Source organism: Methylobacterium sp. E-046, assembly GCF_022829625.1.
GTDB classification, from domain to species: Bacteria; Pseudomonadota; Alphaproteobacteria; order Rhizobiales; family Beijerinckiaceae; genus Methylobacterium; species Methylobacterium longum.
In genome coordinates this window covers 199,923-225,782 of the sequence record NZ_JAKSYP010000183.1, presented here as the reverse complement: position 1 = coordinate 225,782, position 25,860 = coordinate 199,923, and the positions used below count along the sequence as shown (strand labels likewise).

Here is a 25,860-nt window from a genome sequence, read left to right as displayed (position 1 = left end):
CACCGCGACGACCTTGCGCCACCGGTCGCATCGCTTCACAACGCAGCCGCGCCGCGCCTGGCGCGGGCCGGAACCTTCGCCCGATGCTCGTCGAGTCCGCCACGGCGGCTTTGCGCCAGACCTTTTCCCCGCCGCTGCGGGCGATCCTCTGGAAATCCCTCGGCCTGACGCTGGGGCTCCTGGCGCTGATCTGGCTTGCTTTGACCCGCCTGATCCAGGCGTTCCAGGCGAGCCACCACATCTCCGCTCAGTACCCGATCCTCGACAGCCTCGCCTATTATCTCGCAGGGTTCGGCCTCGTCGTCGTGCTGGCCTACCTGATGCCGGCGATCTCGATTCTGGTGGCTGGCTTCTTCCTCGACGACGCGGCCGCCATCGTGGAGCGGACCGACTTTCCCGAGGATCCGCCGGGCCGCGCCATGCCGTTCGGGACCGCCATGCTGTACGCGGCCCGGTTCGCCGGTGTGACGTTGCTGGTAAACCTCGCCGCGTTGGTAATCTTCTTCGTCCCGGTGATCGGGATCGCGGCCTTCTTTGCCGCCAACGCTTACCTGCTCGCCCGCGAGTATTTCGAGATGGCGGCCGCGCGGTTTCGCCCCCTTCCCGAGGCCGCCGAGATGCGCCGGGCCTTCTCGGGCCGGACGCTGGCAGCCGGATGCCTCCTCGCGGGCCTGATGGTGGTGCCGATCCTCAACCTGCTCACGCCGCTCTTCGGGATCGCCCTGATGGTCCATCTGCACAAGCGCCTGAGCGGACGCCCGCGCTTGGCCGGTCCCCGTCCGGCCTAGGCGGCACTGATCCGGCACCGATGCGGCCAAAACCCGCTCTGGCGGTCGTCGGTTACCACCGCTACCATCCCGCAGTCCCGGCTTCACGCTCGGGCGGAGAGCCGGTCGGATGAAGGCGCACGACGCGGGAGAGGACATCCCCCCGCCGCCCGGCAAGGCTCCGTTCCTGCTCGTCGGTCTCGTGGGGATTGGTCTGCTGGCCTGGGGCGGCTACGGCCACTGGCGGCGGGACGCCGAGGCGACCGCCACGCTGGAGCAGACCAAGTCCCTGATCCCGCAGGTCCGCACGGTCGTGGCGGAGCGCGCGGCGGGGCCGCTGGACTTGGTACTGCCCGGCGAGATGCAGGCCTTCACAACGGCGTCGATCGCTGCCCGCGCCACCGGCTACATCGCGGAGCGGCGCGTCGATATCGGCTCCCGCGTCAAGGCCGGAGACCTTCTGCTGCGGATCGCCGCCCCCGACCTCGACCAGCAACTGGCGCAGGCCGAGGCGCAGGTCGGCCAGTTGAAGGCGCAATTGCTCCAGGCGCAGGCGCAGGTCGAGCAGGCCCGCGCCAACGTGAACCTCGCCAACCTGACCAACAACCGCACCACGACGCTGGCCGTTCAGGGCTGGGCCTCGCGGCAGAACGCCGACAACGCGCAGGCCGGCGTGCTCTCCCAGGCGGCGACCCTTGCGGCCGCGGAAGCCGGCGTGAAGGTGGCGACCGCCAACATCCGGACGCAGGAGGCCGCGGTCGAGCGGCTGAGGGCGCTGACCGCCTTCGAGCGGGTCGTAGCGCCCTTCGACGGCGTGGTCACGACCCGCAACGTCGATGTCGGCGATCTCGTGCGGGCCGACAACGGCGGCACGCCGCTTCTGAGCATCGATCAGGACAGCATCCTGCGCATCACCGTCAACGTGCCGCAGAACGATGCAGTCGGGGTCAAGCCGGGCGTCGAGGCGGTGATCACCGTGCCGCAGCTTCCGGGTCGCAGCTTCGACGGCTTCGTGGAGCGCAGCTCGGTCGCATTGAACGCCGCATCGCGCACCCTCACCACGCAGGTCGACGTGCCCAACCCGGACCGGATCCTCCGGGCCGGGCTCTACGCCTACGTGACCCTGAAGATCCCGCGGGGCGCGCCGTCGGTCTCGGTCCCCGCGGAGGCCACGGTGTTCAATACCCAGGGCCTGCAGGTCGCCGAGGTCGGCGGCGACGATCGGGTGACGTGGCGGACCGTGCGGGTGCGGCGCGATCTCGGGCGGACCCTGGAGCTGGAATCCGGCCTGTCGGCGGACAGCCACATCATCTACAGCCCGCCGCCGGACCTCCGCGACGGTCAGGCGATCGAGCGGGTGACGCCGGCGACCGGGGCGCCGGCGATACGCTCGGCCCAGCGCTGACGGGGCTCAGTCCACGCGGACGACGAGCTTCATCTTCGGATGGATGCCGCAGAGGACCTGGAAGGTTCCACGCTCGGTGAAGGTGACCGGCGTCCGGCTGCCGGGTTCCTGATCGCCGGAATCGAAGCTGAAGCTGTCCGATTCGACGAAGACGTGATGCAGCAGGTCGCTGTCGTCGTTGACGAAGGTAATCGTGTCGCCGCGGCCGACGACGAGATTGCCCGGATGGAACATGCGTCCTTTCTGGGACACGGCCGTTCCGGCGGCCTGCCGGGTTCCCGTCAATACCAAGCCGCACAGCGCACCCGCCACCAGGGCCAGCGCGGCGGGGATCATTGTCGGACAGGGTGCAAAGTCGGACACCCGCAGTTTCGAGGCGAACATGTTAGTCCCCGGCATCACGAGATCAGCTTTGCCGGTACTTCCTTGAGAAACCATTTTCTCGATGCGCAAACTATCGCGGATCTCCTCGATCAGTCGGCTTTTAGATCGCCCGATGCGGTCGCCATCCCAGGAAATTCTGGAAACGGACGCATAAGCGCCTCTTAACATGTGGCAATTACACGTGATCGGACGTGCGATGCGGCGACCGGTGCGATGCGAGACCCCGACACAGCGGCGGACGGATACGAGCAGCCTCGGCAGGGACGCGCGGCGCGTCGGACCTTCGGGCTGACCACCACGATCCGGGGCCGGATCTTCGTCGCCTTCCTGGGCATGAGCCTGCTGTCGGGGGCGCTCGGGCTCTACGCGGTGATCGCGATCTCCCACATCGGGACGCTGATCAATCGCACGTACGACGAATCCCTGATGTCCATCAATTACGCCCGCGCGACGGCGGCCGATTTCGCCAAGATGCGGATGGCCTTCGCCCGGCGGATCAGCCGTCACGGCGCGGCCGAGACGGCCAAGCTCGACGCGGAGATCGCGGAGCTGTCGACGACGCTGGCCGAGGATCTGACGATCGCGGTCGAGCGCTCCCAGTCCGATCGGGCGGTCCGGACGGCCGGCGCGGTCCAGGCGGCGGTCGCCGCCTGGGAGGAGATGCGCCGGACGTTCGATCCCGCCACGGCCCGGCCGGAGCGCTGGGATGCCCTCGACCAGCAGGCCAGCGTGGTGGACAATCAGATCGACCTGCTGGTGAATCACACGGCGGGCGACGGCTTCACCTTCCGGCAGGCGGCGCGCACGCTGGTCGCCTGGGAGATGCGGCTCAACGCCATCGCGGCCGCCCTCGCCATCGTGACCTGCGCGCTCATCGCGTGGCTGCTCCACCGGCGCATCAGCGGGCCGCTGGCCGCGGCTTCGGCCGCCGCCGAGCGCATCGCCAGCGGGCGCCTCGAAGACCGCATCCCGGCGGGCGGTCGCGACGAACTGGGCAGCCTGCTGCAATCCATGGCGGCGATGCGCGACAACATCCGGGCCATGATGGCGCGCGAAGTCAGCCAGCGTCGCCGGGCCGAGGCGCTGGTCACCGATGCCCTCCAGACGTCCCGCGAGGCGGTGGTGATCGTCGACGCGGCCGGGCGCATCGCCCTCGCGAACGATCAGGCCCTGCACTTCTTCGACGGCCTCGAGGCCGCCATGGAAGCGGGAACCCGCCTGGACATGCCGGCCGGCGGACCCGAATCCGCCGAAGCCGAGGGCCTGGCGGATTGTTTCCGGGCGCTCGCACGGGATGGCGACCTCCGCCTCGACGACGGCCGCTGGCTGCGGGTCAGCCGCAGCGCCACCCAGCAGGGCGGGTTCATCGCGGTGTGCAGCGACATCAGCCTGCTGAAGGAGCAGGAGGATCGCCTCAGGCAGACCAACCTTCGTCTCGACGCCGCCCTCGACAACATGTCGCAGGGTCTCTGCCTCTACGACGCGCAGGACCGCCTGATGGTGGTCAACCGGCGCTACGGCGAGATCTACGGCCTTCCGCCGCGAGTCGTCGTCCCGGGGATGACCGCTGTCGAGGTCCTCTCGGCGAGCTTGGCGGCCGGCAATCACCCCGGCTGCGACCTGGACACGCTGATCCGGCAACAGGGCGAGTCCTACCTGAACGGTGTGTGGCGCACCCACTTCCAGGAGCTGGCCAACGGACGCATCGTCGCCATCGACCGTCGCCAGACCGCGGACGGCGGCTTCGTGGCCACCTACGAGGATGTCACCGAGCGCCGACGCGCCGAGGCGCGCATCGCGTTCCTGGCCCACCACGACATGCTGACGGGGCTGCCGAACCGCGTAGCCCTGAGCCAGCACATCGAGGCGGCGATGGCCCAGGCCGGGCGCGAGCACGGCTTCGCGGTCTTCGCCGTCGACCTGGACGATTTCCGGCCCGTGAACGAGACCCTGGGCCACGGCGTCGGCGATGAACTGCTGGCCGCGGTCGCCAACCGGCTCACCGCCTGCGTGCGCGAGATCGACTGCGTCGCCCGCCTGGGCGCCGACGAGTTCATCATCGTCCAGCGCGGCATCGACCGCCCGGAGGACGCCGCCGTGCTGGCGCGCCGCATCATCGAGGTGGTGGGTGCCCCCTACAGCCTGAGCAGCCACGAGATCAGCGTCGGGCTGACCATCGGCATCACGCTGGCGCCGGGCGACGGGTCCGGCGGCGAGAAGCTCCTGAAGAACGTCGAGGTCGCCCTCGACCGCGGCAAGGCCGAGGCGCGGGGCTCGTTCCGGTTCTTCGAGCCCGAGATGGATGCCCGTCTCCAGGCGCGCCGCGTTCTCGAACGCGACCTGCGCGACGCCCTCTCCCGCGAGGCCTTCGAGGTCTACTACCAGCCGATCTACAGCCTCGACACGGACCGGATCTGCGGCTTCGAGGCCCTGCTGCGCTGGAACCACCCGCAGCGCGGCTTCATCTCGCCGGCCGAATTCATCCCGATCGCCGAGGAACTCGGCCTGATCGTGCCGCTGGGCGAGTGGGTCCTGCGCCAGGCCTGCGAGGAAGCCACCCGGTGGCCGGACGGGCTCAAGGTCGCCGTCAACGTCTCGGCGGTGCAGTTCACGTCGGCGAGCCTCGTCACGGCGGTGCGCGAGGCCCTGCGCTGGACCGGACTGCCGGGCCGGCGCCTGGAGCTGGAGATCACCGAATCGGTGCTGGTGGCCAATCCCGGCGCCACAACGGCGATCCTGCACAGTCTCAAGGCGCTCGGCGTGCGGGTCGCGATGGACGATTTCGGGACCGGTTACTCGTCGCTGAGCTACCTGCGCAGCTTCCCCTTCGACAAGATCAAGATCGACCAGTCCTTCGTGCGGGATCTCTGCATCAAGGACGGGACGGATTTCATCGTCCGGGCCGTGATCGGCCTGGGCGCGAGCCTCGGCATGACGACCACCGCCGAGGGTGTCGAGACCGAGGCCCAGCTCGCGCAGCTGCGTGCCGAGGGATGCGACGAGGTTCAGGGCTACCTCTTCAGCCGCCCCGTGCCGGTCTCCGAGGTCGCCGCGGTGATCCTGCGCTGGAACGGGGCCAGCCGGGCCATCGCCTGAGCGGATCGAGGGCCTCGGCGACCGCGCTCCAGGGCGGTTCCCCGCCCCCGGCGCGCGGGACAGCGGCGGCGTCGCCCCGGAACCCGGCGCCGGTCGTCGCGCCGCCTCGCTGTCGAGACGGGAGCCGCCCGCGGCCCCGTGCCGTCCGTCCCGGTCCGGGTCCTGCTGTCGCGTCGTCCGTCCGGGACAGGGCCGGCGCGGGCCTGCCGCCCGCGCCCCCGCCCTACTCCGCCGCGTCGAGGCGCGGCCGCTCCACGTGGCTGCGCTCGGCCTTGACCAGCTCGGCCGTGCGGAACGCCACCTCCAGCGCCTGCTCCGCGTTGAGACGCGGGTCGCAGTAGGTGTGATAGCGGTCCTGCAGGTCGTCAGCGGTCAGCGCCCGGGCGCCGCCCGTGCACTCGGTCACGTCCTTGCCGGTCATCTCCAGGTGGATGCCGCCCGCGAAGGTGCCCTCGGCCCGGTGAACGCCGAAGAAGCCCTCGATCTCCTGCATGACCCGCTCGAAGGGCCGGGTCTTGTAGCGGCCCGCCGCCACGGTGTTGCCGTGCATCGGATCGCAGATCCAGACGACCTTGCGGCCCTCGCGCTCCACGGCCCGGATCAGCGCCGGCAGGTGGTCGCCCACCTTGTCGGCCCCGAAGCGGCAGATCAGGCTCAGGCGTCCGGCCTCGTTGTCCGGATTGAGCATGTCGATCAGCCGGATCAGGCCGTCGGCCTTCATCGACGGACCGCATTTGAGGCCGATCGGGTTCTTGATGCCGCGGGCGTATTCCACGTGGGCGTGGTCCGGCTGCCGGGTCCGGTCGCCGATCCACAGCATGTGGCCGGAGGTGGCGTACCAGTCGCCCGTCGTCGAATCGACGCGGGTCAGCGCCTCCTCGTAGCCGAGCAGCAGGGCCTCGTGGCTGGTGTAGAAATCGGTGGTCCGCACCTCCGGATGGGTCTCCGGATTGATGCCGATCGCCCGCATGAAGTCGAGGGCGTCGGTCATGCGGCCGGCGACATCCTGGTAGCGCGAGGATTGCGGCGAATCCTTCACGAAGCCGAGCATCCAGCGATGCGCGTTCTCCAGGTTGGCGTAGCCGCCGGTCGCGAAGGCGCGCAGCAGGTTCAGGGTCGCGGCCGACTGGCGGTAGGCTTCCAGCTGACGCCGCGGATCCGGCACGCGGGACTCGTCCGTGAAGCCGATGCCGTTGACGATGTCGCCGCGGTAGCTCGGCAGACTGACCCCGTCGAGGGTCTCGGTGGGCGAGGAGCGCGGCTTCGCGAACTGCCCGGCGATGCGCCCGACCTTCACCACGGGCGAGCCGCCCGCGAAGGTCAGCACCATCGCCATCTGCAGGAACACGCGGAAGAAGTCGCGGATGTTGTCGGCGGAATGCTCGTCGAAGCTCTCGGCGCAGTCGCCGCCCTGCAGCAGGAAGGCCTCGCCCGCTCCGACACGCGCGAGCGCGGCCTTCAGCTTGCGGGCCTCACCGGCAAACACCAGCGGTGGAAAGCTCGCGATCTGCGTCTCGACGGCACCCAGCGCGGCGGCGTCCGGATAGGCGGGCACCTGCTCGATCGGCAGATGTCTCCAGCTCTTCGGTGTCCAACGCTCGCCCATGACCTCTCTCCGCGCACCTTTCGTGCGACCGCGCTTCGTGCGCGAAGCGCGGCTTATAGAGGGGTTCCCGCCGCGTTGCGAGTGCCGGGCGTGCAGGGGCAGGCACGCCGACGCGTCAGGCCTCGCCGTCCTCGACCTCGATCCCGTGCTCGGCGAGGATCCAGAAGATGGCCTCGAGATCCTCCGCCGAGACGTCGCGGGGCGGCAGGGCCTCCTCAAGGTCGTCGTAGGTCAGGCAGCGGCTGCGCTGGGATTCTGCCTTGGCGAGGAGCTGGTCGATGGCGTGCCGGATGTCCGGCGGCAGCGCCTCGTGGCTCGGCGGCCGGTGGAAGGCCGGGCGCAGGGCGTCGGCCAGCAGGCCGTCGATGACCGCCTGTCGACGCGCATGCGCGTCGTCGCCGCCCCGTCCCTTGCCTGCGCCCTGCTTGCCCATGACCCTGATATGGCTCGGGCGAGCACCGCGTCGAGGGCCTGCGCCGCGGAGTCCTCAGCCGACGCCCACCGGATGCTTGGTGACCTCCGGGACCCGCATGGTCACGAGTTCCTCGGCGGCGGTGGGATGGACCGCGATCGTGCGGTCGAAATCGGCCTTGGTGGCGCCCATCGTCACGGCGATGCCCACCGCCTGGATGACCTCGCCGGCGTCGTGGCCGAAGATGTGGACGCCCACCACCCGGTCGGTGGCGCAGTCGACCAGCACCTTCATGAAGATCCGCTCCTCGCGGCCCGACAGGGTCGCCTTCATGGGGCGGAAACGCGCCTTGTAGACGTCGATCTTCCCGTAGACCTCCCGCGCCGCCGCCTCGGTGTGGCCGACCACGCCGATCTCGGGGGTGGAGAACACCGCGGTCGGGATCAGGCGATGGTCGACGCAGGCCGGCTTGCCGCCGAAGACCGTGTCGGCGAAGGCGTGCCCCTCGCGGATCGCCACCGGGGTCAGGTTGGCCCGGTTCGTCACGTCGCCCACCGCGTAGATCGACGGGACGCAGGTCTGGGAATAGGCGTCGACCGGGATCGCCCCCGCGGCGTCGGTCCCGATGCCCACCCGGTCGAGGCCCAGCCCGGCGACGTTCGGACGCCGCCCCGTGGCGACCAGCACCTGATCGACCGGGATCGCGCTGCCGTCATCGAGCTCGGCCCGGAGGCTGCCGTCGTGGCGCTCGATCCGCGTGAGCGTCCGCCCGAGCCGCAGGTCCATCCGGTGGCCGTAGGCTTCCGCGAGGGCATCCCGGACCTCGTCGTCGAAGCCGCGCAGCAGGCGGTCGCCGCGGTGCAGCAGGGTCGTCCGGCTTCCCAGCGCGGCGAAGACGCCCGCGAACTCCACCGCGATGTAGCCGCCGCCGATGACCAGGATCCGCTCCGGCAGGCTCTCCAGCTCGAACACCTCGTTGGAGGTGATCGCACCCTCGATGCCGGGCACCGCGGGCTCCTTCACCGGATGCCCGCCGACCGCCACCAGGATCCGTTCGGCCCGGACGGTCCGCCCCGATCCGACGAGGCGCACCATGTGCGGATCCTCGATCACTGCCCGCTCGGGCACGATCTCGACCCCGGCGCGGATCAGGTTGGCGTCGTAGATGCCTTCGAGGCGGGTCACCTCGGCGTCGCGGCGGCGCTTGAGGGTGCCCCAGTCGAAGCGGGGCTTCTCCACCGTCCAGCCGAAGCCGGCCGCGTCCTCGAACTCGTCGGCGAACCGGCCCGCGTAAACCATCAGCTTCTTCGGGACGCAGCCGCGGATCACGCAGGTGCCGCCGACCCGGTACTCCTCGGCGAGCATCACCCGGGCGCCGTAGCCGGACGCGATCCGCGCCGCGCGGACGCCCCCCGAACCGCCGCCGATGACGAAGAGGTCGACGTCGTACGCGCTCATGCCGAATCGTCCATCCCGGATCCCGTGATCGCGCCGGGCTTCGAGGCGGCGCGCATCCACGAGATGGCAGCGCCGAGCCCCGCCGTCCACCACGCGGCCCAGCCGTTGTGCTCGACGAACGCGATCGCCGCCGTGCCGGCGACGAGACCGAGGGCCGCGGCCCGGTCCGGCTGGGGCAGCCGGGCGATCCGGGCGAGGAGCAGCATCAGCGCGAGGCTGGCGAGGACCGCGCCGGGCAACCCCAGTTCGGCCCAGACCTGGAGGAAGCTGTTGTGCGGGTGCCCGACCCCGAGCAGGACCCGCATCTCGGGCGGGACCGTCCCGGCGACGGGTGTCTCGGCGAAGCGCGCGCTGGTGCCGACGCCCGCGCCCCGCCAGGGATCGGCGGCGACGCTCGCCCCGAAGCTCCGCGCGATGGCGACCCGCGCCCGCGACGAGGACTGGACGAGGCGCTCGTGGGCGGCCTCCGGCATGATGCGGGCCAGGAGATCGCCCTCGACCGGGGCGAGGGCCACCGCGAGGCCGAGGCCGAGGCCGGCCAGCCCGATCCCGATCCGCGGCGGCAGCACCCGGGCCAGGGCGAACATCGCGGCGCCGGCCAACAGGCCGAGCTGCGCGGCCCCGCTGATCGAGCGCAGCACCCCGAGCGCCGCCAGGGCGATCACCGCCGTCGCGGGGCCGCGGGCGCGCCGCCGCCACAGGACCAGCGCCACCGGGCCGGCCACGAGATCGAGCGTCAGCGCCGGCCTGTTGTGCACGAAGGCGGCGACGCGGCGCCCCAGCGCGCGTTCCAGGGCGAGATCGGACGCCAGATCCCCCGCGATCAGCAGGCCCGCGAGGCCGATCACGCCTGCGGCCAGGCGCGGCGCGAAGGCCGGGATGCGGCCGGGCGCCAGGGCGGCGAGCAGGTAGGCGGCGGCCAGGGTCGGCAGGAACTCGCCGAGCACCCGGAGCGCGCTCGCCGGGAACGGGGTCCAGCTCAGCGAGACGAGACACCAGGCCAGGAACGCCAGGGCCGTGCCCCCGAGCGCGCTCGCGAGGGGCCGGAGGAGATGCTCCCGGCAGGCGGCGGCGTCCTCAAGGCAGCGCCCGGCCAGGAAGGCGAGCGCGGCGAGGCCGACGACCGCCGGGCTCGACCGGTTGGCGAGCACCATCGCGAGCGGCATGACGGCAAGCAGCCCGCCACCCGCCGCGAAGAGGCGGCCGGCCGCGACCATGCGGTCCGTCACCGTGACCCGCTCCCGGGCGCGGCCGTCCTCACTGCATCTGGTGTCCGCGCTTGCCCATCTCGGCGCGGACGCGGACCATCACGTATTCCGAGACGTCCTGCGTCCAGTCCTGCATCTCCTGCACCATCTCGTCGAGGAGCTGCGGCTGCGCCTCGACGTAGTGCTTGCCGGCGGGCGAGCGGAAGAAGGTTGCGATCTCCTTCAGCTCGGTCTCCGAGAACTTGGTCGCGTAGGTGCGCGCCGCGATGCCGATCATGCGCTGCTTCTGCAGCTCCATCTCCGGCTGGAGCGAGGCTAGGACCTCGTCGAGGTCTTTGGCGAGTTCGGGCCGGGTGACCGCCTGCTTGCGGATCTGCTCCGCGAAGGACGGCAGCACCGAATCGAACGAGCGGGCGATGCCGGAACTCAGCATCACCTCGCGGGCGAGCGCGAGGTGGCTCTGGGAATAGGTCTCGCCGGGCGTGTTGGCGGCCGCCGTGCCGGGCGTCGCGGCCGGCTTGGCGGGCGCGGGCTTGTTCGCCTGGGCGGAGGCCGCCTGCGGAGACGCGAGGAGCGCGAGGCCGAGCGCGGCGATGAGGCGTCGGGACATGCGGGGCTTTCTTGAGACGATGGCCTGAGGGGAGCGCGGCGCCTCAGGCGAGGCTGCCGAGAACGGTGACTTCGGCCGTCCCGTCGCGGGCGGCGGCCAGGATCGCGGCGTCGGCGATGCCGAGGAACAGGCCGTGTTCGACGACGCCCGGCACGGCCCAGAGCGCGGCGCCCAGGCCTTCCGGATCGAGGATCGTGCCGAGATGCGCGTCGAGGATATGGTGCCCGCCGTCCGTGACGACGGCGCCGCCGTCCGGCCCGTGCCGGAGGCGGACCGGGCCGGCGCAGCCGGCGCGTGCGACCGCCGCCTCGACGGCGCGCTGGGTGGCGGTGAGGCCGAACGGGTTCACCTCGATCGGCAGGGGAAAGGCGCCCAGCGTCGCGACCCGCTTGGCGGCGTCGGCAATCACCACCATCCGGCGGCTGGCGAAGGCCACGATCTTCTCGCGCAGGAGCGCGGCGCCGCCACCCTTGATCAGGCGCAGCTCAGAATCGACCTCGTCGGCGCCGTCGATCGTCAGGTCGAGGTCCGGCTGCTCATCCAGGGTGGCGAGGCGGATGCCGAGGCCCTCGGCCTGCAGGCGCGTCGCCTCCGAGGTCGGCACCCCGATGATGTCGAGCCCGTCGCGCACCCGCTCGCCAAGGAGCGCCACGAAGGCCGCGGCGGTCGAGCCGGTTCCGAGGCCGAGCCGCATGCCGGGCTCGACGAGATCGAGGGCGCGTGCCGCCGCCGCGCGGCGCAGGTCCGGCCCGCTCACCGCGCGGGGTTCCTGTCGGCGATGTCGGTCGAGGGAGCGCGCATCCTGTGCCGATCGTCCTTCCGCTGAGTCCGGCCGGCCCCTAGCATGGGACAGGTCCGATCGGAACGCCCGCTCCGACAATGCCGCGACAATGCCGCGTCACCGGCGGCCGGCGCGCGTCGGCCGCCTCAGGGGCGCCCGCCCTGCGTCGGCGTGGCGCTGGCCCCGGCGCGGCCGGGCGCCGAGCCGGTCAGCGGCGCGTCGGATCCGGCCTCGGCTCCGGGCTTGCCCTGCTGGGTGCAGACCACCTGCTCCTTCTTCACGAGCACGAAGCAGATGCTCATCTCGCCGGTCCGGTAGTTCACGCGGAAGACGCCGGCCTCGCGGCTGTGGCGGCTCGCCACCAGCCCGTATTCCGACGGGGTCTGGGCGCCCGCGCCCTCGCCCGGGCCGAAGCAGACGGTCTGGCCGATCCCGCCCACCGATTCCTGCAGGCCGTACTGGCAGGAGGTCACCTCACCGGTGACCTTGTCGACGCGATACATGCGGTTGAGGTCGGTCTGGGGCGCGGGCACGAACTCGTAGGACGCCGCCGCGGCCGGCAGGGCGTGGAGCGCGGCGCACACGGCCAGGAGGGGCAGAGACGGTTTCATCGCGGATCCCTCGGGGCGGGTGAACGCAGCCTCTCGCGCCGCTTTCGGGCGAGTCTGGGGCGTGGCGTCCCATATACCGGGCCCGTCCGGAAAGGTACCTGCACGCGCCCGGACCCGCGTCGCGGCGTCGGGTTGCTCCGCGTGCCGCGCACCGCTAGCGAGACCGGACCCAACAGGAGCCCCGCATCCATGTCCGCCGAACCGTCGTCCCGCCCGCCGATCGCCGTGTTCGACCTGGACGGGACCCTCGCGGAGACCGCGGGCGACCTGATCGGCACCCTCAACGTGCTGATGAAGCGTGAGGGGTTGGCCGAGCTGCCCCTGTCGCAGGCCAGGGGCCTGATCGGGGCCGGCGCCAAGGCGCTGATCCGGCGCGGCTTCGAGGCTGAGGGGCGCGCCCTCTCGCCGGAGGATCACGAGCGCCTGTTCGACGACTTCATCGCCCATTACGGCGACCACCTCGCCGACACGTCGCACCTCTACCCGGGCGTGGTCGAGGCCCTCGACGCGCTGGAAGCGGCGGGCTTCCGGCTCGCGGTCTGCACCAACAAGTACGAGGGACAGTCGGTCGAGCTGCTGCGGATCCTCGGCATCGGCCACCGCTTCGCGGCCATCTGCGGCCGCGATACGTTCCCGCAGTTCAAGCCCGATCCGCGCCACCTCGCCGGCACGATCGCGCAGGCGGGGGGCGACCCGGCCCGGGCCGTGATGGTCGGCGATTCCCGCACCGACATCGACACCGCCAAGGCGGCGGGGATCCCGGTGGTCGCCGTCACCTTCGGCTACACCGACCGCCCGGTCGCCGAACTCGGGCCCGACCGGGTGATCGAGCATTTCGCGCAGCTGTTCGAGGCGGTCGGCGATCTGGTGCCGGTGGAAGCCGCCTGACCGTCAGCGCAGCCAGGCGCGCAGGCGGGAGACCGCCTCGCGGCACTCGGCCTCCGAGCCCGCGAACGAGAACCGGACGTGGTGGTGACCCTCCTCCGGGTCGAAGTCGAGCCCCGGCGTCGCCGCGACATGCGCCTCGTCGAGCATCCGCCGGCAGAAGTCGGAGGCGTCGCCGGTGAGGTTCGCCACGTCGGCGTAGAGGTAGAAGGCGCCGTCCGCCGGGTGGAGGCGCCCCAGGCCGAGGCCGGGCAGCGCGTCGAGCAGGATCCCGCGGTTGCGCGCGTATCCGTCGCGCACGGCGTCCAGTTCCGCCGTGGCATCGAAGGCCGCCAGCGCGGCGACCTGCGAGAGGTAGGGCGCCGAGATGTACAGGTTCTGCGCCAGGCGCTCGATCGGGCGGACCAGCGCCTCCGGCACCACCATCCAGCCGATGCGCCAGCCGGTCATGCAGTGGTACTTCGAGAACGAGTTGATCACCACCGCGTCCGGATCGAACTGGAGGGCCGTGACGGTGGGCAGCCCGTAGCTGAGGCCGTGGTAGATCTCGTCCGAGATCAGTGGCAGGCCCAGGGCCCGGGTCGTCGTGCAGAGGTCGCGCAGGGCTGCCTCCGTGATCACCGTGCCGGACGGATTGGCGGGGCTCATCACCAGCACGCCGGCCACCGCGGCACGCGCGTGGGTCTCGCGGAGGAGGGCGGCCGTCGGCGCGAAGCGATCCTCGGCGCGCAGGATCATGGGCGCCGGGACGAGGTCGAGGGCCGACAGGATGTTGCGATAGGCCGGATAGCCGGGCTGCGGCACCGCCACGCGGGCTCCGGCGTCGAACAGGCTCATGAAGGCCAGGATGAAGCCGGCCGAGGACCCGGTCGTGATCACCACGCGCTCCGGACCGACCGCGACGCCGTGCCGCTCCGCGTAATCCCGGGCGATCCGCGCGCGCAGGGTCGGCAGCCCGAGGGCTTCCGTGTAGGGCACGCGGCCGGTGGCCAGGGCCGCCTGCGCGGCCGCGATCACCGCCTGCGGTGCCGGCGCGGAGGGCTGGCCGACCTCCATCCGCACCACGTCGCTCCCGGCGCGGGCCTTCGCGGCGGCGGCGGCCATGACGTCCATGGCGAGGAACGGCTGGACGGCGGCGGCGCGCCGGGAAATCGGGGTCATGCGGTTGCCATTCTGCGCCGGGCGAGGCCGGCCCCCCGGGGTAGCCCCTCGCGGTGCCAGCCTCAAGCGGAGGGCCCGCTGGGCCGCGTCAGGACCTTGGCCGCCTGGGCCCGGCCGCCCGTACCCTCGGCCGCAAAGCCGTGCCTGATCCCGCCCTTGCCGTCCCGCCTGTCGTCAGTGCTGGCTGAGCGCCTTGGCCCCGGTGCGACCGAGCCGGTCCTCTGGCCGGGCGCGGCCGCCCGGCTTCTGGATTCGGGCGCTGCCGGACCGACGGCGGCCGCTGTATCGCCCCGCGAAGTCGTCACCGGATTTGACCGGGTGCCGTGAAAACGCCAAACCCGGTTCCTACCGCTCGCCCCACGCGCGGGCCGGCTTGCCCCGCAAGCGAGGATCCATGCCGTTCATCCGCCCCCTGCCCGCTCTGATCCTCGCGCTCGGCCTCGCGGCCGCGCCAGCGCTCGCGCAGACCGCGCAACCGCCCGCGGCGGCGCCGTTCACGGACGCGCAGCGCGCCGGTATCGAGGCGATCGTCAAGGATTACTTGGTCAAGCACCCCGAGGTTCTCCAGGAAGCGCTCGCCGAGGCCGAGAAGCAGCAGACCGAGACGCAGCGCCTCGCCCAGGCCGCCGCTCTCAAGGAGTCGCGCGAGGCGCTGCTCAACGGCCCGCACGACGTGGTCGCCGGCAACCCGTCGGGCGACGTCACGCTGGTCGAGTTCTTCGACTATAATTGCGGCTACTGCCGCAAGGCGCTGGGCGACGTGCAGGCGCTGATCAAGTCCGATCCGAAGCTGCGGGTCGTGATCAAGGATTTCCCGGTGCTCGGTCCGGAATCCCTCGAGGCCAGCCAGGCTGCCGTCGCGGTGCGTCAGCAGCTTAAGGGCGAAAAGCTGTTCGAATTTCACCAGAAGCTTCTGGAATCCAAGGGCCGGGTGAACGGCGCCAAGGCCATCCAGGTGGCCAAGGACCTCGGCGTCGACACCGCCAAGTTGCAGAAGGACATGGCCTCGCCCGAGGTGAAGGCCGCGCTCAGCGAGAATCGCGGTCTCGGCGACCGGCTCGGCCTGTCGGGCACGCCGGCCTTCATCATCGGCGACGAGGTGATCCCGGGCGCGGTCGGCGTCGAGCCGATGCGCAAGACCATCGCCGACGTGCGTCAATGCGGCCACGCCTCCTGCTGAGCGGCAGGGTCGGCCCGCCGCATGACGGAAGGTGCTCCGCGTGGCCTTGTCGCGCCGGGCTGCCTTCGTCTAAGAGCCGCCAGCCGCAGGGCCACGGTCCAGCGCCGTTCCGGATGAACCGGGCGGCGCGCCGCGATACGAAGTAGGCCGGATGCCAAAGAACGACGCCATCGATCCCGAGCTCGTGCGCGAGCTCGCCAACCTCGTCACCGAGACCGGCTTGTCCGAGATCGAGGTCGAGAAGGGCGACCTGCGCATCCGCGTCGTGCGGCGGCTCGAACCCGTGAGCGTGCAGGTCGCGGCCCCGGCGCCGATGGCGGCGATCGCCGCCCCCGTGCCGGCGGCGCCCTCGGCTTCGTCCGCCCTCGCCCCCGCCGAACCCGTGCGGACGCAGCCCGGCAGCGTGCCGTCGCCGATGGTCGGAACCGCCTATCTGCGGCCCTCGCCCGACGCCAAGGCCTTCGTGGATATCGGCTCGACGGTCGCGGTCGGCGACAAGCTGCTCCTCATCGAGGCGATGAAGACCTTCAACGAGATCGTGGCGCCCCGCGCCGGCACGGTCACCGCCATCTTCGTGGAGGACGGCCAGCCGGTCGAGTTCGGCGAGGCCCTGCTCGTCATCAGTTAGGACGTCCGCCGGGCTCGCCGTTCAGTCCTGGAAGACGCCGCACAACAAGAGGATAGTGCCTCCTGCGCGGTTCGGATCGCCAGGACGCCCTAACGGGTCCGATGTTCGACAAGATCCTGATCGCGAACCGCGGCGAGATCGCCCTGCGCATCCTGCGGGCCGCGAAGGAGCTCGGGATCGCCACCGTGGCGGTCCACTCGACGGCGGATGCCGACGCCATGCATGTGCGGCTGGCCGACGAGAGCGTCTGCATCGGGCCGCCGGCCGCCCGCGACAGCTATCTCAACATCCCGTCCCTCATCGCGGCCTGCGAGATCACGGGCGCGGACGCGGTGCACCCCGGCTACGGCTTCCTGTCGGAGAATGCGCGCTTCGCCGAGGTTCTGGCCCATCACCAGATCGGCTTCATCGGCCCCAAGGCGCAGCACATCCGCACCATGGGCGACAAGATCGAGGCCAAGCGCACGGCGCTGAAGCTCGGCATCCCCTGCGTCCCCGGCTCCGAGGGCGGCGTCGAGGATGCCGTCACCGCCAAGCGGGTCGCCGCCGAGATCGGCTACCCGGTCCTGGTCAAGGCCGCGTCGGGCGGCGGCGGGCGCGGCATGAAGGTGGCGCGCACCGAGGCCGATCTGGAGCAGGCGATCGGCATGGCCAAGTCCGAGGCGAAGGCGGCGTTCGGCGACGACGCGGTCTATCTGGAGAAGTACCTGGAGAAGCCCCGCCACATCGAGGTGCAGGTCCTGGGCGACGGGCGCGGCGGCGCGGTCCACCTCGCGGAGCGCGACTGCTCGCTCCAGCGGCGTCACCAGAAGGTCTGGGAGGAAGGCGGATCGCCGGCGCTCAACGAATCGATGCGCGCCGAGATCGGCGGCATCTGCGCCAACGCCATGAAGGAACTCGGCTATCTCGGCGCCGGCACCGTCGAGTTCCTGTACGAGGACGGCCGGTTCTACTTCATCGAGATGAACACCCGGATCCAGGTGGAGCACCCGGTCACCGAGATGATCACCGGCATCGACCTCGTCATCGAGCAGATCCAGGTCGCGTCGGGCGGTCCGCTGTCGGTGTCGCAGGCCGACATCAAGGTCGAGGGCCATGCCATCGAGTGCCGGATCAACGCCGAGCACCCGGAGACCTTCCGCCCGTCGCCGGGCGAGATCACCCACTACCACACGCCGGGCGGTCTCGGCGTCCGGGTCGATTCCGCCGCCTTCCAGGGCTACCGGATCCCGCCGCACTACGACTCGCTGATCGGCAAGCTGATCGTCCACGGGCGCACCCGCAACGAGTGCCTGATGCGCCTGCGCCGCGCGCTGGACGAATTCGTCATCGACGGCGTCGACACGACCCTGCCGTTGTTCCGGACCCTGGTTCGTAACGCGGACGTGCAGAACGGGCTTTACGACATCCACTGGCTGGAGCATTTCCTGGAAGACGGCGGCATGAAGGCCTGACCGGCTCAGGCCGGATCTGCGGCGACCGCGCCCCGCCCGGGCTCTGGTCTTCGCGCCGCCCGCGCGCGACACTGAGGCCATGCACGATCCCAGCCGCGTGGACATCACCCCCGAGATCCTGCTGAAGGCCTACGCGGCGGGCATCTTCCCGATGGCCGAGGATGCCGACGACCCGACCCTCTACTGGGTCGAGCCCAAGGCGCGCGGCGTCCTGCCCCTCCACGATTTCCGCGTGCCCCGGCGCCTCGCCCGGACGGTGCGGTCCGACCAGTTCGAGGTCCGCTGCGACACGGATTTCCACGGGGTGATCGACGGCTGCGCCGCGCCGCGCCGGGACAGCGAGCGCACGTGGATCAACGGGCGGATCCGCGACCTCTACGGCGCGCTCTACGATCTCGGCTACGTCCACACCGTGGAGGTCTATGCCGGGGAGGACCGCCGCCTCGTCGGCGGCCTGTACGGCGTCTCCCTCGGGGCGGCCTTCTTCGGCGAGAGCATGTTCCACGAGGTGCGCGACGCCTCGAAGGTCGCTCTCGTCCACCTGATGGGCCGCCTGCGCGCCGGGCGATACCGGCTCGCCGACACCCAGTTCGTCACCGAGCACCTCTCGCAGTTCGGCGCCGAGGAACTGCCCCGCCATATCTACAAGCGGCGGCTCGCCGAGGCCCTCGAACAGGCCGCGGATTGGCACGTCTGGCCCTGCGACGGCTCGGTCAGGGGCGCCCGGGTGCTCGCGGCCCTCGGGAGCGGCGACGAGGCTTAGGCGCCGCGACGGGTGCGTCCGATGGCGCCGCGCTTCCGGGGGCAAGCTGTCGGGCCGTCACGGCCGGCCCCGTCCGACCCGAGGCCCTCAGGCCGAGCTTCAGGATGAGGGTGGGCTGGAGCGTCCGCCCATGGGTCCGAATCCCGGCACCGGACGCGTTTCAGGGTTCGGGATCTGTCCTATCGGAACAGCGCGTCGAACAGGTTCTGCGGCTGCTGCTGCACGGGTGGCGGCGCCGGCGCCGGGCCCTCGTTCGACGGGAAGAATTTGCGCGACGGCTTCTGGCGGGGCTGGACCGGCACTCCGCGGGGGGCCTCCACGTCCACCTGGCCGGCGGCGTTGAGCTGCTGGGCGGTCTTCGTGGCGTCCCGGCCCGGGCGCTTGGCCTTCTCGGGCTTGGCCGCGACGGCGGGAACATCCTCCTGCTCCTTGGCCTCGGCGATCACGTCGCTGCCGCCTTTGCAGTCGACCAGCCACACGTCGTAGATCGGATGCTCGATGGCGTGCAGGCCGGGGCTCGACGCGAACATCCAGCCGGTGAAGATCCGGCGGTACTTGCTGTCGAGGGTCACCTCGTCGACTTCGAGGAACGCCGTGGTCTTCACGCTCTCGGTGGGCGGCCTCGTGTAGCAGACCCGCGGGGTGAGCTGCAGGGCGCCGAACTGCACGGTCTCGTCCACCGCGACCTCGAACGACACGATGCGGCCGGTGATCTTGTCGAGACCGGAGAAGACGGCGGTCGGGTTCTTGATCTTGTCGGCGGCGGCCGGGCTCGCGCAGAGAGCGAGCGCGAGGCTCGGGGCGAGCACGCGGCGTGCGAGGGTTGTGATGCGGCTCAAGGCTCGGACCCCTAGACGAGGGTGGCCGGCCGCGCCGTCAGGTGCGCGGCGGACGTTCGGGATTGGCCCGCCATGAACACCGCAACGGTGGCGGCAAAAGGGCGCCGCAGCGGCCGGAGCGCCGCGTCCTACTCGCCCGGCGTCCAGGACACGTAATCGCCGGTGGTCGCCGGCCGCTGCCCCCAGGAGAGCTGCGATCCCGCGGGCCGGTAGGCGTTCGGCGTCCCGGTCTGGTTCTCGACGTGGGACTTCTGCCACGCGCGCGGCTCGTAGGTCTCCTCGCTCGGGGCCACGTCGACGTTGTGGCAGAGCCAGCCGCGCCAGCCCGGGGGCACCTTCGAGGCGTCGGCGTAGCCGTTATAGACCACCCAGCGCCGCTCCGAACCGACCGAGCGGTCGATCAGGGCGCCCTCGGCCTTGTAGTACTTGTTCCCGAACTCGTCCTCGCCGACGAAGATGCCGGTGCGCGCGGTCTGCATGGCGAGGGAGACGGTCTGACCGTTCCACCACGTGAAGACGCGCAGCAAAGTGTCCTTCAGCGCCATCGCCGATCCCGAGGTCGTGCCGCGCCGCCACGGCGCGTCTGGGCGCCGTTATGGTCAGCGCGCACGTCCAAGTCCAGCCGCCTGGCGGTTGTGTCGCTCTCCGGCAACGCACCGACTCCGGATCGGGCCTTCCGCCGCACCCGATGGACCCCGGCTTCGCGTTGCGCTGTGAATCCAAAATTTTCCCGAGGCGATTCCGGGAAGCCGGAAGGACACTTATCCGGACCGCCCGGGATATCCACAGGCTTTTGCGAGCCGGCACAACATCTAGCGTGGAACAGAGTCGCCGCACACCACTTGTTGACGTGAGTGGCTTGGCGGCGGTAGTGTCCCTGCATCGGTCGCGCCCTTGAGTGGTGCGTTAGAGCAGGGCTGGCCGTTCCAAGATTCCATTCGCGGATCCGCCTCGCGCCCGGCCTTCGGGCGCGGCGGACTCCGAGTCCCATCATCGGGCACAGACCCCGCTTCGAGGCGGGGCCGGGACCGTCGTGTCCCGTCGGGAGAGGTGTGTTTCATGCGGTTCGAGCGTCGCTACACCACGGCCGGACAATCGCCCTATTCCGGCATCCCCTTCCGCAAGGCGCTGAGCGAGATCCGCAACCCGGACGGATCGATCGTCTTCCGCCTCGACGGCATCGACGTGCCGGAGAGCTGGAGCCAGGTCGCGAGCGACGTGCTCGCGCAGAAGTACTTCCGCAAGGCGGGCGTGCCGGCCCGGCTGCGCAAGGTCGAGGAGAACGCGGTCCCGTCCTTCCTCTGGCGCGCGGTGCCGGACGACGCGGCGCTGGCCGAACTCCCCGAGGATGAGCGCTTCATCTCCGAATCCTCCGCCACGCAGGTCTTCGACCGGCTCGCAGGCTGCTGGACCTACTGGGGCTGGAAGGGCGGCTACTTCTCGTCCGAGGACGATGCCGCGGCCTTCATGGACGAGCTGCGCTTCATGTTCGCCCGCCAGATGGTGGCGCCGAACTCGCCGCAATGGTTCAACACCGGCCTGCACTGGGCCTACGGGATCGATGGCCCGAGCCAGGGCCATTATTACTGCGACCCGAAGACCGGCGTGCTGACCAAGTCGGCCTCGGCCTACGAGCACCCGCAGCCGCATGCCTGCTTCATCCAGTCGGTCCAGGACGACCTCGTCAACGAGGGCGGCATCATGGACCTGTGGGTCCGCGAGGCGCGGCTGTTCAAGTACGGCTCAGGCACCGGCTCCAACTTCTCGATGCTGCGTGGCGAGAACGAGAAGCTCGGCGGCGGCGGCAAGTCGTCGGGCCTGATGAGCTTCCTCAAGATCGGTGACCGGGCGGCCGGCGCGATCAAGTCGGGCGGCACCACCCGGCGCGCCGCCAAGATGGTGATCGTCGACATCGACCATCCGGACATCGAGTCCTTCATCGACTGGAAGGTGAAGGAGGAGCAGAAGGTCGCCGCCCTGGTGACGGGCTCGAAGGTGGTCTCCAAGCACCTCAACCTCGTGATGAAGGCCTGCACCCAGTGCGAGGCGGAGGGGGACGCCTGCTTCGATCCGGAGCGCAACCCCGCCCTCAAGCGGGAGATCAAGGCCGCCCGCCGCGCCTCCGTGCCGGACGCCTACATCAAGCGCGTCGTGCAGTTCGCCCGGCAGGGCTTCACCAAGATCGACTTCCCCGTCTACGACACCGACTGGGACTCGGAGGCCTACCTCACGGTCGCGGGCCAGAACTCCAACAACTCGGTCTCGCTGACCGACGACTTCCTGCGCGCCGTCGAGGCGGATGCCGACTGGAGCCTCCAGGCCCGCACCACCGGCAAGGTCACCAAGACCCTGAAGGCCCGTGAGCTGTGGGAGCGGATCGGCGAGGCGGCCTGGGCCTCGGCGGATCCGGGCCTGCACTTCAACAGCACGATGAACGACTGGCACACCTGCCCGGCCGGCGGGCGGATCCGGGCGTCGAACCCGTGCTCCGAGTACATGTTCCTCGACGACACGGCCTGCAATCTCGCCTCGGCGAACCTGCTGACGATGTACGACCGGGAGACCAAGCGCTTCGACGTGGAGGCGTTCGAGCACCTCAACCGCCTCTGGACGGTGGTGCTCGAGATCTCCGTGATGATGGCGCAGTTTCCGTCGAAGGAGATCGCGGAACTCTCCTACCGCTACCGCACGCTGGGTCTGGGCTACGCCAACATCGGCGGCCTGCTGATGACCATGGGCCTGCCCTACGATTCGGACGCCGGCCGGGCACTCGCCGGCGCGCTCACGGCGATCATGACCGGCGTCGCCTACGCGACCTCGGCCGAGATGGCGGCCGAACTCGGCACCTTCCCGGCCTATGAGGAGAATGCCGACGCGATGCTGCGGGTGATCCGCAACCATCGCCGGGCCGCGCACGGCGAGGCGGAGGGCTATGAGTTCCTCAACGTCGCGCCGGTCGCCCTCGACCACGCCAACATCCCGCAGGCCGATCTCGGCGACCATGCCCGCGCCGCCTGGGACCGGGCGCTGAAGCTCGGCGAGGAGCACGGCTACCGCAATGCGCAGGCCACCGTGATCGCGCCCACCGGCACGATCGGCCTCGTGATGGACTGCGACACCACCGGCATCGAGCCCGACTTCGCCCTGGTGAAGTTCAAGAAGCTCGCCGGCGGCGGCTACTTCAAGATCATCAACCAGGCCGCGCCGGACGCCCTGCGGGCCCTGGGCTACCGCGAATCCGAGATCGCCGAGATCGAGGCCTACGCGGTCGGTCACGGCTCCATGGGGCAGGCGCCGGGCGTCAACCCGACGACGCTGCGCGCGAAGGGGTTCTCCGACGACAAGATCGCCGCGGTGGAGAAGGGCCTGAAGTCGGCCTTCGACATCAAGTTCGTGTTCAACCGCTGGACGCTCGGCGACGACTTCCTGACCCAGACCCTCGAGGTCCCGGCCGAGAAGCTGTCGGACCCGACCTTCGAGCTGCTGCCCTTCCTCGGTTTCTCGAAGAAGGAGATCGAGGCCGCCAACACCCATATCTGCGGGGCGATGACGCTGGAGGGCGCGCCCTTCCTCAAGCTCGAGCACTACGCGGTCTTCGATTGCGCCAATCCCTGCGGCCGGATCGGCAAGCGCTACCTCTCGGTGGAGAGCCACATCCGCATGATGGCGGCGGCGCAGCCCTTCATCTCGGGGGCGATCTCCAAGACCATCAACATGCCCAACGACGCCACGGTGGAGGATTGCAAAGCGGCCTACCTGCTGTCCTGGCGCCTCGCCCTCAAGGCGAACGCCCTCTACCGCGACGGCTCGAAGCTGTCGCAGCCGCTGAACGCCGCCCTCATCTCGGAGGAGGACGACGAGGCGGACGAGGGCATCGAGGCGCTGCTCCAGGCGCCGGCGGCCGCCAAGGCCGCGGCGGTGGCGGAGAAGATCGTCGAGCGGGTGATCGAGCGCGTCGAGCGGATCCGGTCCCGCGAGAAGCTCCCGACCCGCCGGAAGGGCTACACCCAGAAGGCGGTGGTGGGAGGCCACAAGGTCTACCTGCGCACCGGCGAGTACGACGACGGCCGCCTCGGCGAGATCTTCATCGACATGCACAAGGAGGGCGCGACCTTCCGGAGCCTGATGAACAACTTCGCCATCGCGATCTCGCTGGGCCTCCAGTACGGCGTGCCCCTGGAGGAGTACGTCGAGGCCTTCACCTTCACGCGGTTCGAGCCGGCCGGCTTCGTGCAGGGCAACGACGCGATCAAGAACGCGACCTCGCTCCTCGACTACGTGTTCCGGGAGCTGGCGGTCTCGTATCTCGGCCGTGCCGACCTCGCCCATGTCAGCCCCGCCGAGATCGGCGGCACGGTGATCGGCGGCGGCGAGAGCGGCGACACGACCCGCGAGGGTCCGAAGCCGGCGCCGGCCTCCTCGGTGGTCTCCCGCGGCCTGCTGCGCGGCTCGGCCGACCGTCTGACCCTGATCCAGGGCGGCCCGGCCGGCGGGACTGTCGGCGTCGGCGCGGTGAGTGCCGGCCAGTCGGCCCCGGCCGGCGGCGTCGTCCACGCGATCCGCGGCAGCGCGGCGCTGAAGGCCGAGCCGGCGGCTGCCGGCCACGCCGAGACCATCGCCGACACCCTCCCCTTCGCCAAGGCGGAGCGGAGCGTCGCCGACCGCCGCGCCGAGGCGAAGATGAAGGGCTATGTCGGCGAGGCCTGCCCGGAATGCGCGAACTTCACGCTGGTCCGCAACGGCACCTGCCTGAAGTGCGACACCTGCGGCGGCACCACCGGCTGCTCGTGATCGGAGCCGTCTGATCCGGCGGGCGAGCAGCGCAGGCTGCGCGCCCGCCCGGAAACCGTGTCGAACGCGTCCCGGCGGGGCGCGGTCGGCTACAGCGTCCGGACGACCGACGGCGATGCGCCCGAACGGGCACCGGACCTTACGACCGCCCGTCGCACCGGCCGCCATGCCGCGGAAAACCGGGAGCGTCCGCAGGCATTTCGCTGGAATACCAATTCCCGCTACCCGCCGGCGCCCTCTTGCACTAGCCTGGCCGCAGGGTTCGGCCGAAACGACCGGTTGGGCTCACCCATCCCGTACGGGGGCCCCATGCGTTCAGGCGACACCAAGACAGTTCGTGGCGGTTCCACCCGCCGGAAGCTCCTGCAGACCGGCCTCTCGGTCGCTGCCCTCGGATCGCCCCTGGTCTGGTCCCGCTCCGCACGGGCTGAGGCCGGCGAGCTGCGCATCGCGAAGCAGCCCGGCCTGTCCTACCTGCCCGCCGTGATCGCCGAGAAGCTCGGCCTCGTCGAGAAGCACGCGAAAGCCGCCGGGATCGACAATCTCCGGGTGAGCTGGACGCGCCTCACCAACGGCGGCGCCAGCAACGACGCGCTGCTGTCGGGCGGCGTCGACATGGTCATCAGCGGCGGCCCCAACATGCTGATCATGTGGGGCAAGACCAGCGGACGGGTGAAGGGCGTCGTGGCGACCGGCGCGCTGCCGATGAAGCTCGTCACCAACAATCCGAACGTGAAGGCGCTGAGCGATTTCGGGCCGAACGACCGCATCGCGGTTCCGACCATCCGGGTCGGGACGCAGCCCGTCGTGCTGGGGATCGCCGTCGAGAAGCAGTTCGGGGCCGGAGCCCTGGAGAAGTTCAACGCGATGACCGTCGGGATGGGTCACCCCGACGCGATGATCGCGCTCCAGAACAAGAACAACGGCGTCACCGCGCACTTCTCCCAGCCCCCCTACCAGGACCAGGAGCTGGCCATGCCGGACGTCCACGAGGTCCTCGACTCGGTGGCGGTGATGGGCGGTCCGCTGACGAACGGCTGCGTCTACAGCACGACCACCTTCCACGACGCCAATCCCAAGATCATCGCGGCGTTCGTCGGGGCCATCAAGGAGGCCATCGCGCTTATCGAGACGGACAAAGCGGCGGCGGCCGGGATCTATCTCGAGATCAACAAGGAGAGCATCTCCGCGGACGCGCTCGCCGCCCTGATCGCGCGGCCCGGGATGGTGTTCTCGGCGGCGCCGCAGAACCTCCTGCCCGCCGCCCAGTTCTTTTCCCGGGCCGGCTACATCAAGCAGAAGCCGACCAGCTGGAAGGAATTCTTCTTCGAGGAGGTCCACGATCTCCCCGGAAGCTGAAGCGCCGGCGCGGATCCGGCCGTCCTGACGGGCGCATCGACGAGGCGGGTGGGTTGGAGGGCGCCTCCGGCCGCTCGCGTCCGGCGTCGCAGATCGCTGGCGGGGACGATGGCGTCCGCCCGATCCTAACGCGGTCCTTATAAGTTCACCCCCGCGGCCGTCTCGAACCCTCACGCGGTTCGGGGCCATTCTTCCGGCCGGCCAAGACCGCCGCCGGACCTCCGCGGCCGGTCCGCCGAACCGGACCGGATCACCATGCTCGACATCGTCTTTCTCGCGGGGGGGCTCGCCGCCTTCGCGGCTTCCGCCGGCTACGCCGCCCTGTGCGAGCGGCTCTGAGCGAGGCCGCCGTGACCCTGGACCTCGCCCTCGGCGCGTGCGTGACCGCCGGCCTCCTCGTCTACCTCACCTACGCCCTCGTCCGCCCCGAGCGGTTCTGAGCGGCTGAGCACGGACCTCCCC

At 70.7% G+C, this 25,860-nt stretch carries 22 protein-coding genes; 11 read left to right on the top strand and 11 right to left on the bottom strand.

The genetic code is table 11. The annotated features are described in order from the left end of the window. Nucleotides 1-83 precede the first annotated feature (83 nt). Both MKK82_RS19380 and MKK82_RS19375 read left to right on the top strand, forming a co-directional pair. A complete protein-coding gene (locus MKK82_RS19380) occupies nt 84-788 on the top strand; it encodes a sulfate transporter family protein (RefSeq protein WP_238286541.1) in 705 nt (234 codons plus the stop codon). Between the two features lie 109 nt (nt 789-897). After that, complete coding sequence (locus MKK82_RS19375; protein WP_238286540.1) at nt 898-2,172, top strand: efflux RND transporter periplasmic adaptor subunit; 1,275 nt, start codon at nt 898-900, stop codon at nt 2,170-2,172. A gap of 6 nt (nt 2,173-2,178) precedes the next feature. On the opposite strand, the gene MKK82_RS19370 is transcribed toward MKK82_RS19375, so the two are convergent. After that, nucleotides 2,179-2,625: a plastocyanin/azurin family copper-binding protein gene (locus tag MKK82_RS19370; RefSeq protein ID WP_243986476.1), complete on the bottom strand. Its 447-nt coding sequence runs from the start codon at nt 2,623-2,625 to the stop codon at nt 2,179-2,181. 144 nt (nt 2,626-2,769) lie between these two features. Here MKK82_RS19370 and MKK82_RS19365 point away from each other — a divergent pair, with 144 nt between their 5' ends. After that, nucleotides 2,770-5,652, top strand: coding sequence for an EAL domain-containing protein (locus MKK82_RS19365; RefSeq protein WP_238286537.1), 2,883 nt, complete (start codon nt 2,770-2,772; stop codon nt 5,650-5,652). A 223-nt stretch (nt 5,653-5,875) separates the two neighbouring features. Here MKK82_RS19365 and MKK82_RS19360 read toward each other — a convergent pair whose 3' ends face one another. The 7 genes from MKK82_RS19360 to MKK82_RS19330 form a co-directional block, all read right to left on the bottom strand. Beyond that, complete coding sequence (locus tag MKK82_RS19360; protein ID WP_238286535.1) at nt 5,876-7,258, bottom strand: class II 3-deoxy-7-phosphoheptulonate synthase; 1,383 nt, start codon at nt 7,256-7,258, stop codon at nt 5,876-5,878. A 115-nt stretch (nt 7,259-7,373) separates the two neighbouring features. After that, complete coding sequence (locus MKK82_RS19355) at nt 7,374-7,691, bottom strand: RNA polymerase sigma factor region1.1 domain-containing protein (protein WP_238286534.1); 318 nt, start codon at nt 7,689-7,691, stop codon at nt 7,374-7,376. A gap of 54 nt (nt 7,692-7,745) precedes the next feature. Further along, nucleotides 7,746-9,128 (bottom strand): glutathione-disulfide reductase, encoded by a 1,383-nt coding sequence (gene gor / locus MKK82_RS19350; RefSeq protein ID WP_238286533.1) that lies wholly within the window; start codon nt 9,126-9,128, stop codon nt 7,746-7,748. Further along, nucleotides 9,125-10,345, bottom strand: a complete 1,221-nt coding sequence (locus MKK82_RS19345; RefSeq protein ID WP_243986511.1) for an O-antigen ligase family protein — start codon at nt 10,343-10,345, stop codon at nt 9,125-9,127. The genes gor and MKK82_RS19345 overlap by 4 nt, the downstream gene beginning before the upstream one ends. A 40-nt stretch (nt 10,346-10,385) precedes the next feature. Then, nucleotides 10,386-10,946: a DUF2059 domain-containing protein gene (locus MKK82_RS19340; protein ID WP_238286531.1), complete on the bottom strand. Its 561-nt coding sequence runs from the start codon at nt 10,944-10,946 to the stop codon at nt 10,386-10,388. Nucleotides 10,947-10,989: 43 nt separating this feature from the next. Continuing rightward, nucleotides 10,990-11,703, bottom strand: coding sequence for a ribose-5-phosphate isomerase RpiA (rpiA, locus tag MKK82_RS19335; protein ID WP_238286529.1), 714 nt, complete (start codon nt 11,701-11,703; stop codon nt 10,990-10,992). A gap of 170 nt (nt 11,704-11,873) precedes the next feature. Continuing rightward, nucleotides 11,874-12,338 carry a hypothetical protein gene (locus MKK82_RS19330; RefSeq protein ID WP_238286527.1) on the bottom strand — a complete coding sequence of 155 codons (465 nt, stop codon included), beginning with the start codon at nt 12,336-12,338 and terminating at the stop codon, nt 11,874-11,876. 189 nt (nt 12,339-12,527) lie between these two features. Between MKK82_RS19330 and MKK82_RS19325 the strand changes: the two genes are divergently transcribed. Further along, nucleotides 12,528-13,226, top strand: coding sequence for an HAD family hydrolase (locus tag MKK82_RS19325; protein WP_238286526.1), 699 nt, complete (start codon nt 12,528-12,530; stop codon nt 13,224-13,226). A 3-nt stretch (nt 13,227-13,229) separates the two neighbouring features. On the opposite strand, the gene MKK82_RS19320 is transcribed toward MKK82_RS19325, so the two are convergent. Continuing rightward, the gene (locus tag MKK82_RS19320) at nt 13,230-14,384 is read right to left on the bottom strand and encodes an aminotransferase class I/II-fold pyridoxal phosphate-dependent enzyme (protein WP_238286525.1); all 1,155 of its coding nucleotides are present in this window, start codon (nt 14,382-14,384) and stop codon (nt 13,230-13,232) included. Nucleotides 14,385-14,778: 394 nt separating this feature from the next. Between MKK82_RS19320 and MKK82_RS19315 the strand changes: the two genes are divergently transcribed. The 4 genes from MKK82_RS19315 to aat all read left to right on the top strand — a co-directional run bounded on the left by MKK82_RS19315 (nt 14,779) and on the right by aat (nt 18,409). Continuing rightward, entirely contained in the window at nt 14,779-15,564 is a 786-nt protein-coding gene (locus MKK82_RS19315; RefSeq protein WP_238286524.1) for a DsbA family protein, read from the top strand. A 151-nt stretch (nt 15,565-15,715) separates the two neighbouring features. Further along, entirely contained in the window at nt 15,716-16,192 is a 477-nt protein-coding gene (gene accB, locus MKK82_RS19310) for an acetyl-CoA carboxylase biotin carboxyl carrier protein (protein WP_238286523.1), read from the top strand. A 101-nt stretch (nt 16,193-16,293) separates the two neighbouring features. Next, complete coding sequence (gene accC / locus MKK82_RS19305) at nt 16,294-17,646, top strand: acetyl-CoA carboxylase biotin carboxylase subunit (protein WP_238286522.1); 1,353 nt, start codon at nt 16,294-16,296, stop codon at nt 17,644-17,646. Nucleotides 17,647-17,725: 79 nt separating this feature from the next. Next, entirely contained in the window at nt 17,726-18,409 is a 684-nt protein-coding gene (gene aat / locus MKK82_RS19300; protein WP_238286521.1) for a leucyl/phenylalanyl-tRNA--protein transferase, read from the top strand. A gap of 179 nt (nt 18,410-18,588) precedes the next feature. Here the strand turns inward: aat and MKK82_RS19295 are convergent, their stop codons facing one another. Both MKK82_RS19295 and MKK82_RS19290 read right to left on the bottom strand, forming a co-directional pair. After that, on the bottom strand, nt 18,589-19,248 hold the full coding sequence (locus tag MKK82_RS19295) for a DUF2155 domain-containing protein (protein WP_238286520.1): 660 nt from the start codon (nt 19,246-19,248) through the stop codon (nt 18,589-18,591). A gap of 128 nt (nt 19,249-19,376) precedes the next feature. Then, nucleotides 19,377-19,793, bottom strand: coding sequence for an NADH:ubiquinone oxidoreductase subunit NDUFA12 (locus MKK82_RS19290; protein ID WP_238286519.1), 417 nt, complete (start codon nt 19,791-19,793; stop codon nt 19,377-19,379). 514 nt (nt 19,794-20,307) lie between these two features. Here MKK82_RS19290 and MKK82_RS19285 point away from each other — a divergent pair. The 3 genes from MKK82_RS19285 to MKK82_RS19275 all read left to right on the top strand — a co-directional run bounded on the left by MKK82_RS19285 (nt 20,308) and on the right by MKK82_RS19275 (nt 25,838). Then, nucleotides 20,308-24,039 (top strand): vitamin B12-dependent ribonucleotide reductase, encoded by a 3,732-nt coding sequence (locus MKK82_RS19285; protein ID WP_238286517.1) that lies wholly within the window; start codon nt 20,308-20,310, stop codon nt 24,037-24,039. Nucleotides 24,040-24,348: 309 nt separating this feature from the next. Next, a complete protein-coding gene (locus MKK82_RS19280; RefSeq protein ID WP_238286516.1) occupies nt 24,349-25,398 on the top strand; it encodes an ABC transporter substrate-binding protein in 1,050 nt (349 codons plus the stop codon). Nucleotides 25,399-25,748: 350 nt separating this feature from the next. Further along, nucleotides 25,749-25,838 carry a K(+)-transporting ATPase subunit F gene (locus MKK82_RS19275; protein WP_020091582.1) on the top strand — a complete coding sequence of 30 codons (90 nt, stop codon included), beginning with the start codon at nt 25,749-25,751 and terminating at the stop codon, nt 25,836-25,838. Nucleotides 25,839-25,860: the final 22 nt, after the last annotated feature.

Bases quoted from the DNA above. Each gene is read 5' to 3' on its own strand.
- MKK82_RS19380 (WP_238286541.1), top strand. From the start codon at position 84: ATGCTCGTCGAGTCCGCCACGGCGGCTTTGCGCCAGACCTTTTCCCCG.
- MKK82_RS19375 (WP_238286540.1), top strand. From the start codon at position 898: ATGAAGGCGCACGACGCGGGAGAGGACATCCCCCCGCCGCCCGGCAAG.
- MKK82_RS19365 (WP_238286537.1), top strand. From the start codon at position 2,770: ATGCGAGACCCCGACACAGCGGCGGACGGATACGAGCAGCCTCGGCAG.
- MKK82_RS19360 (WP_238286535.1), bottom strand. From the start codon at position 7,258: ATGGGCGAGCGTTGGACACCGAAGAGCTGGAGACATCTGCCGATCGAG.
- MKK82_RS19355 (WP_238286534.1), bottom strand. From the start codon at position 7,691: ATGGGCAAGCAGGGCGCAGGCAAGGGACGGGGCGGCGACGACGCGCAT.
- gor (WP_238286533.1), bottom strand. From the start codon at position 9,128: ATGAGCGCGTACGACGTCGACCTCTTCGTCATCGGCGGCGGTTCGGGG.
- MKK82_RS19345 (WP_243986511.1), bottom strand. From the start codon at position 10,345: ATGGTCGCGGCCGGCCGCCTCTTCGCGGCGGGTGGCGGGCTGCTTGCC.
- MKK82_RS19340 (WP_238286531.1), bottom strand. From the start codon at position 10,946: ATGTCCCGACGCCTCATCGCCGCGCTCGGCCTCGCGCTCCTCGCGTCT.
- MKK82_RS19330 (WP_238286527.1), bottom strand. From the start codon at position 12,338: ATGAAACCGTCTCTGCCCCTCCTGGCCGTGTGCGCCGCGCTCCACGCC.
- MKK82_RS19325 (WP_238286526.1), top strand. From the start codon at position 12,528: ATGTCCGCCGAACCGTCGTCCCGCCCGCCGATCGCCGTGTTCGACCTG.
- MKK82_RS19320 (WP_238286525.1), bottom strand. From the start codon at position 14,384: ATGACCCCGATTTCCCGGCGCGCCGCCGCCGTCCAGCCGTTCCTCGCC.
- MKK82_RS19315 (WP_238286524.1), top strand. From the start codon at position 14,779: ATGCCGTTCATCCGCCCCCTGCCCGCTCTGATCCTCGCGCTCGGCCTC.
- accB (WP_238286523.1), top strand. From the start codon at position 15,716: ATGCCAAAGAACGACGCCATCGATCCCGAGCTCGTGCGCGAGCTCGCC.
- accC (WP_238286522.1), top strand. From the start codon at position 16,294: ATGTTCGACAAGATCCTGATCGCGAACCGCGGCGAGATCGCCCTGCGC.
- aat (WP_238286521.1), top strand. From the start codon at position 17,726: ATGCACGATCCCAGCCGCGTGGACATCACCCCCGAGATCCTGCTGAAG.
- MKK82_RS19290 (WP_238286519.1), bottom strand. From the start codon at position 19,793: ATGGCGCTGAAGGACACTTTGCTGCGCGTCTTCACGTGGTGGAACGGT.
- MKK82_RS19285 (WP_238286517.1), top strand. From the start codon at position 20,308: ATGCGGTTCGAGCGTCGCTACACCACGGCCGGACAATCGCCCTATTCC.
- MKK82_RS19280 (WP_238286516.1), top strand. From the start codon at position 24,349: ATGCGTTCAGGCGACACCAAGACAGTTCGTGGCGGTTCCACCCGCCGG.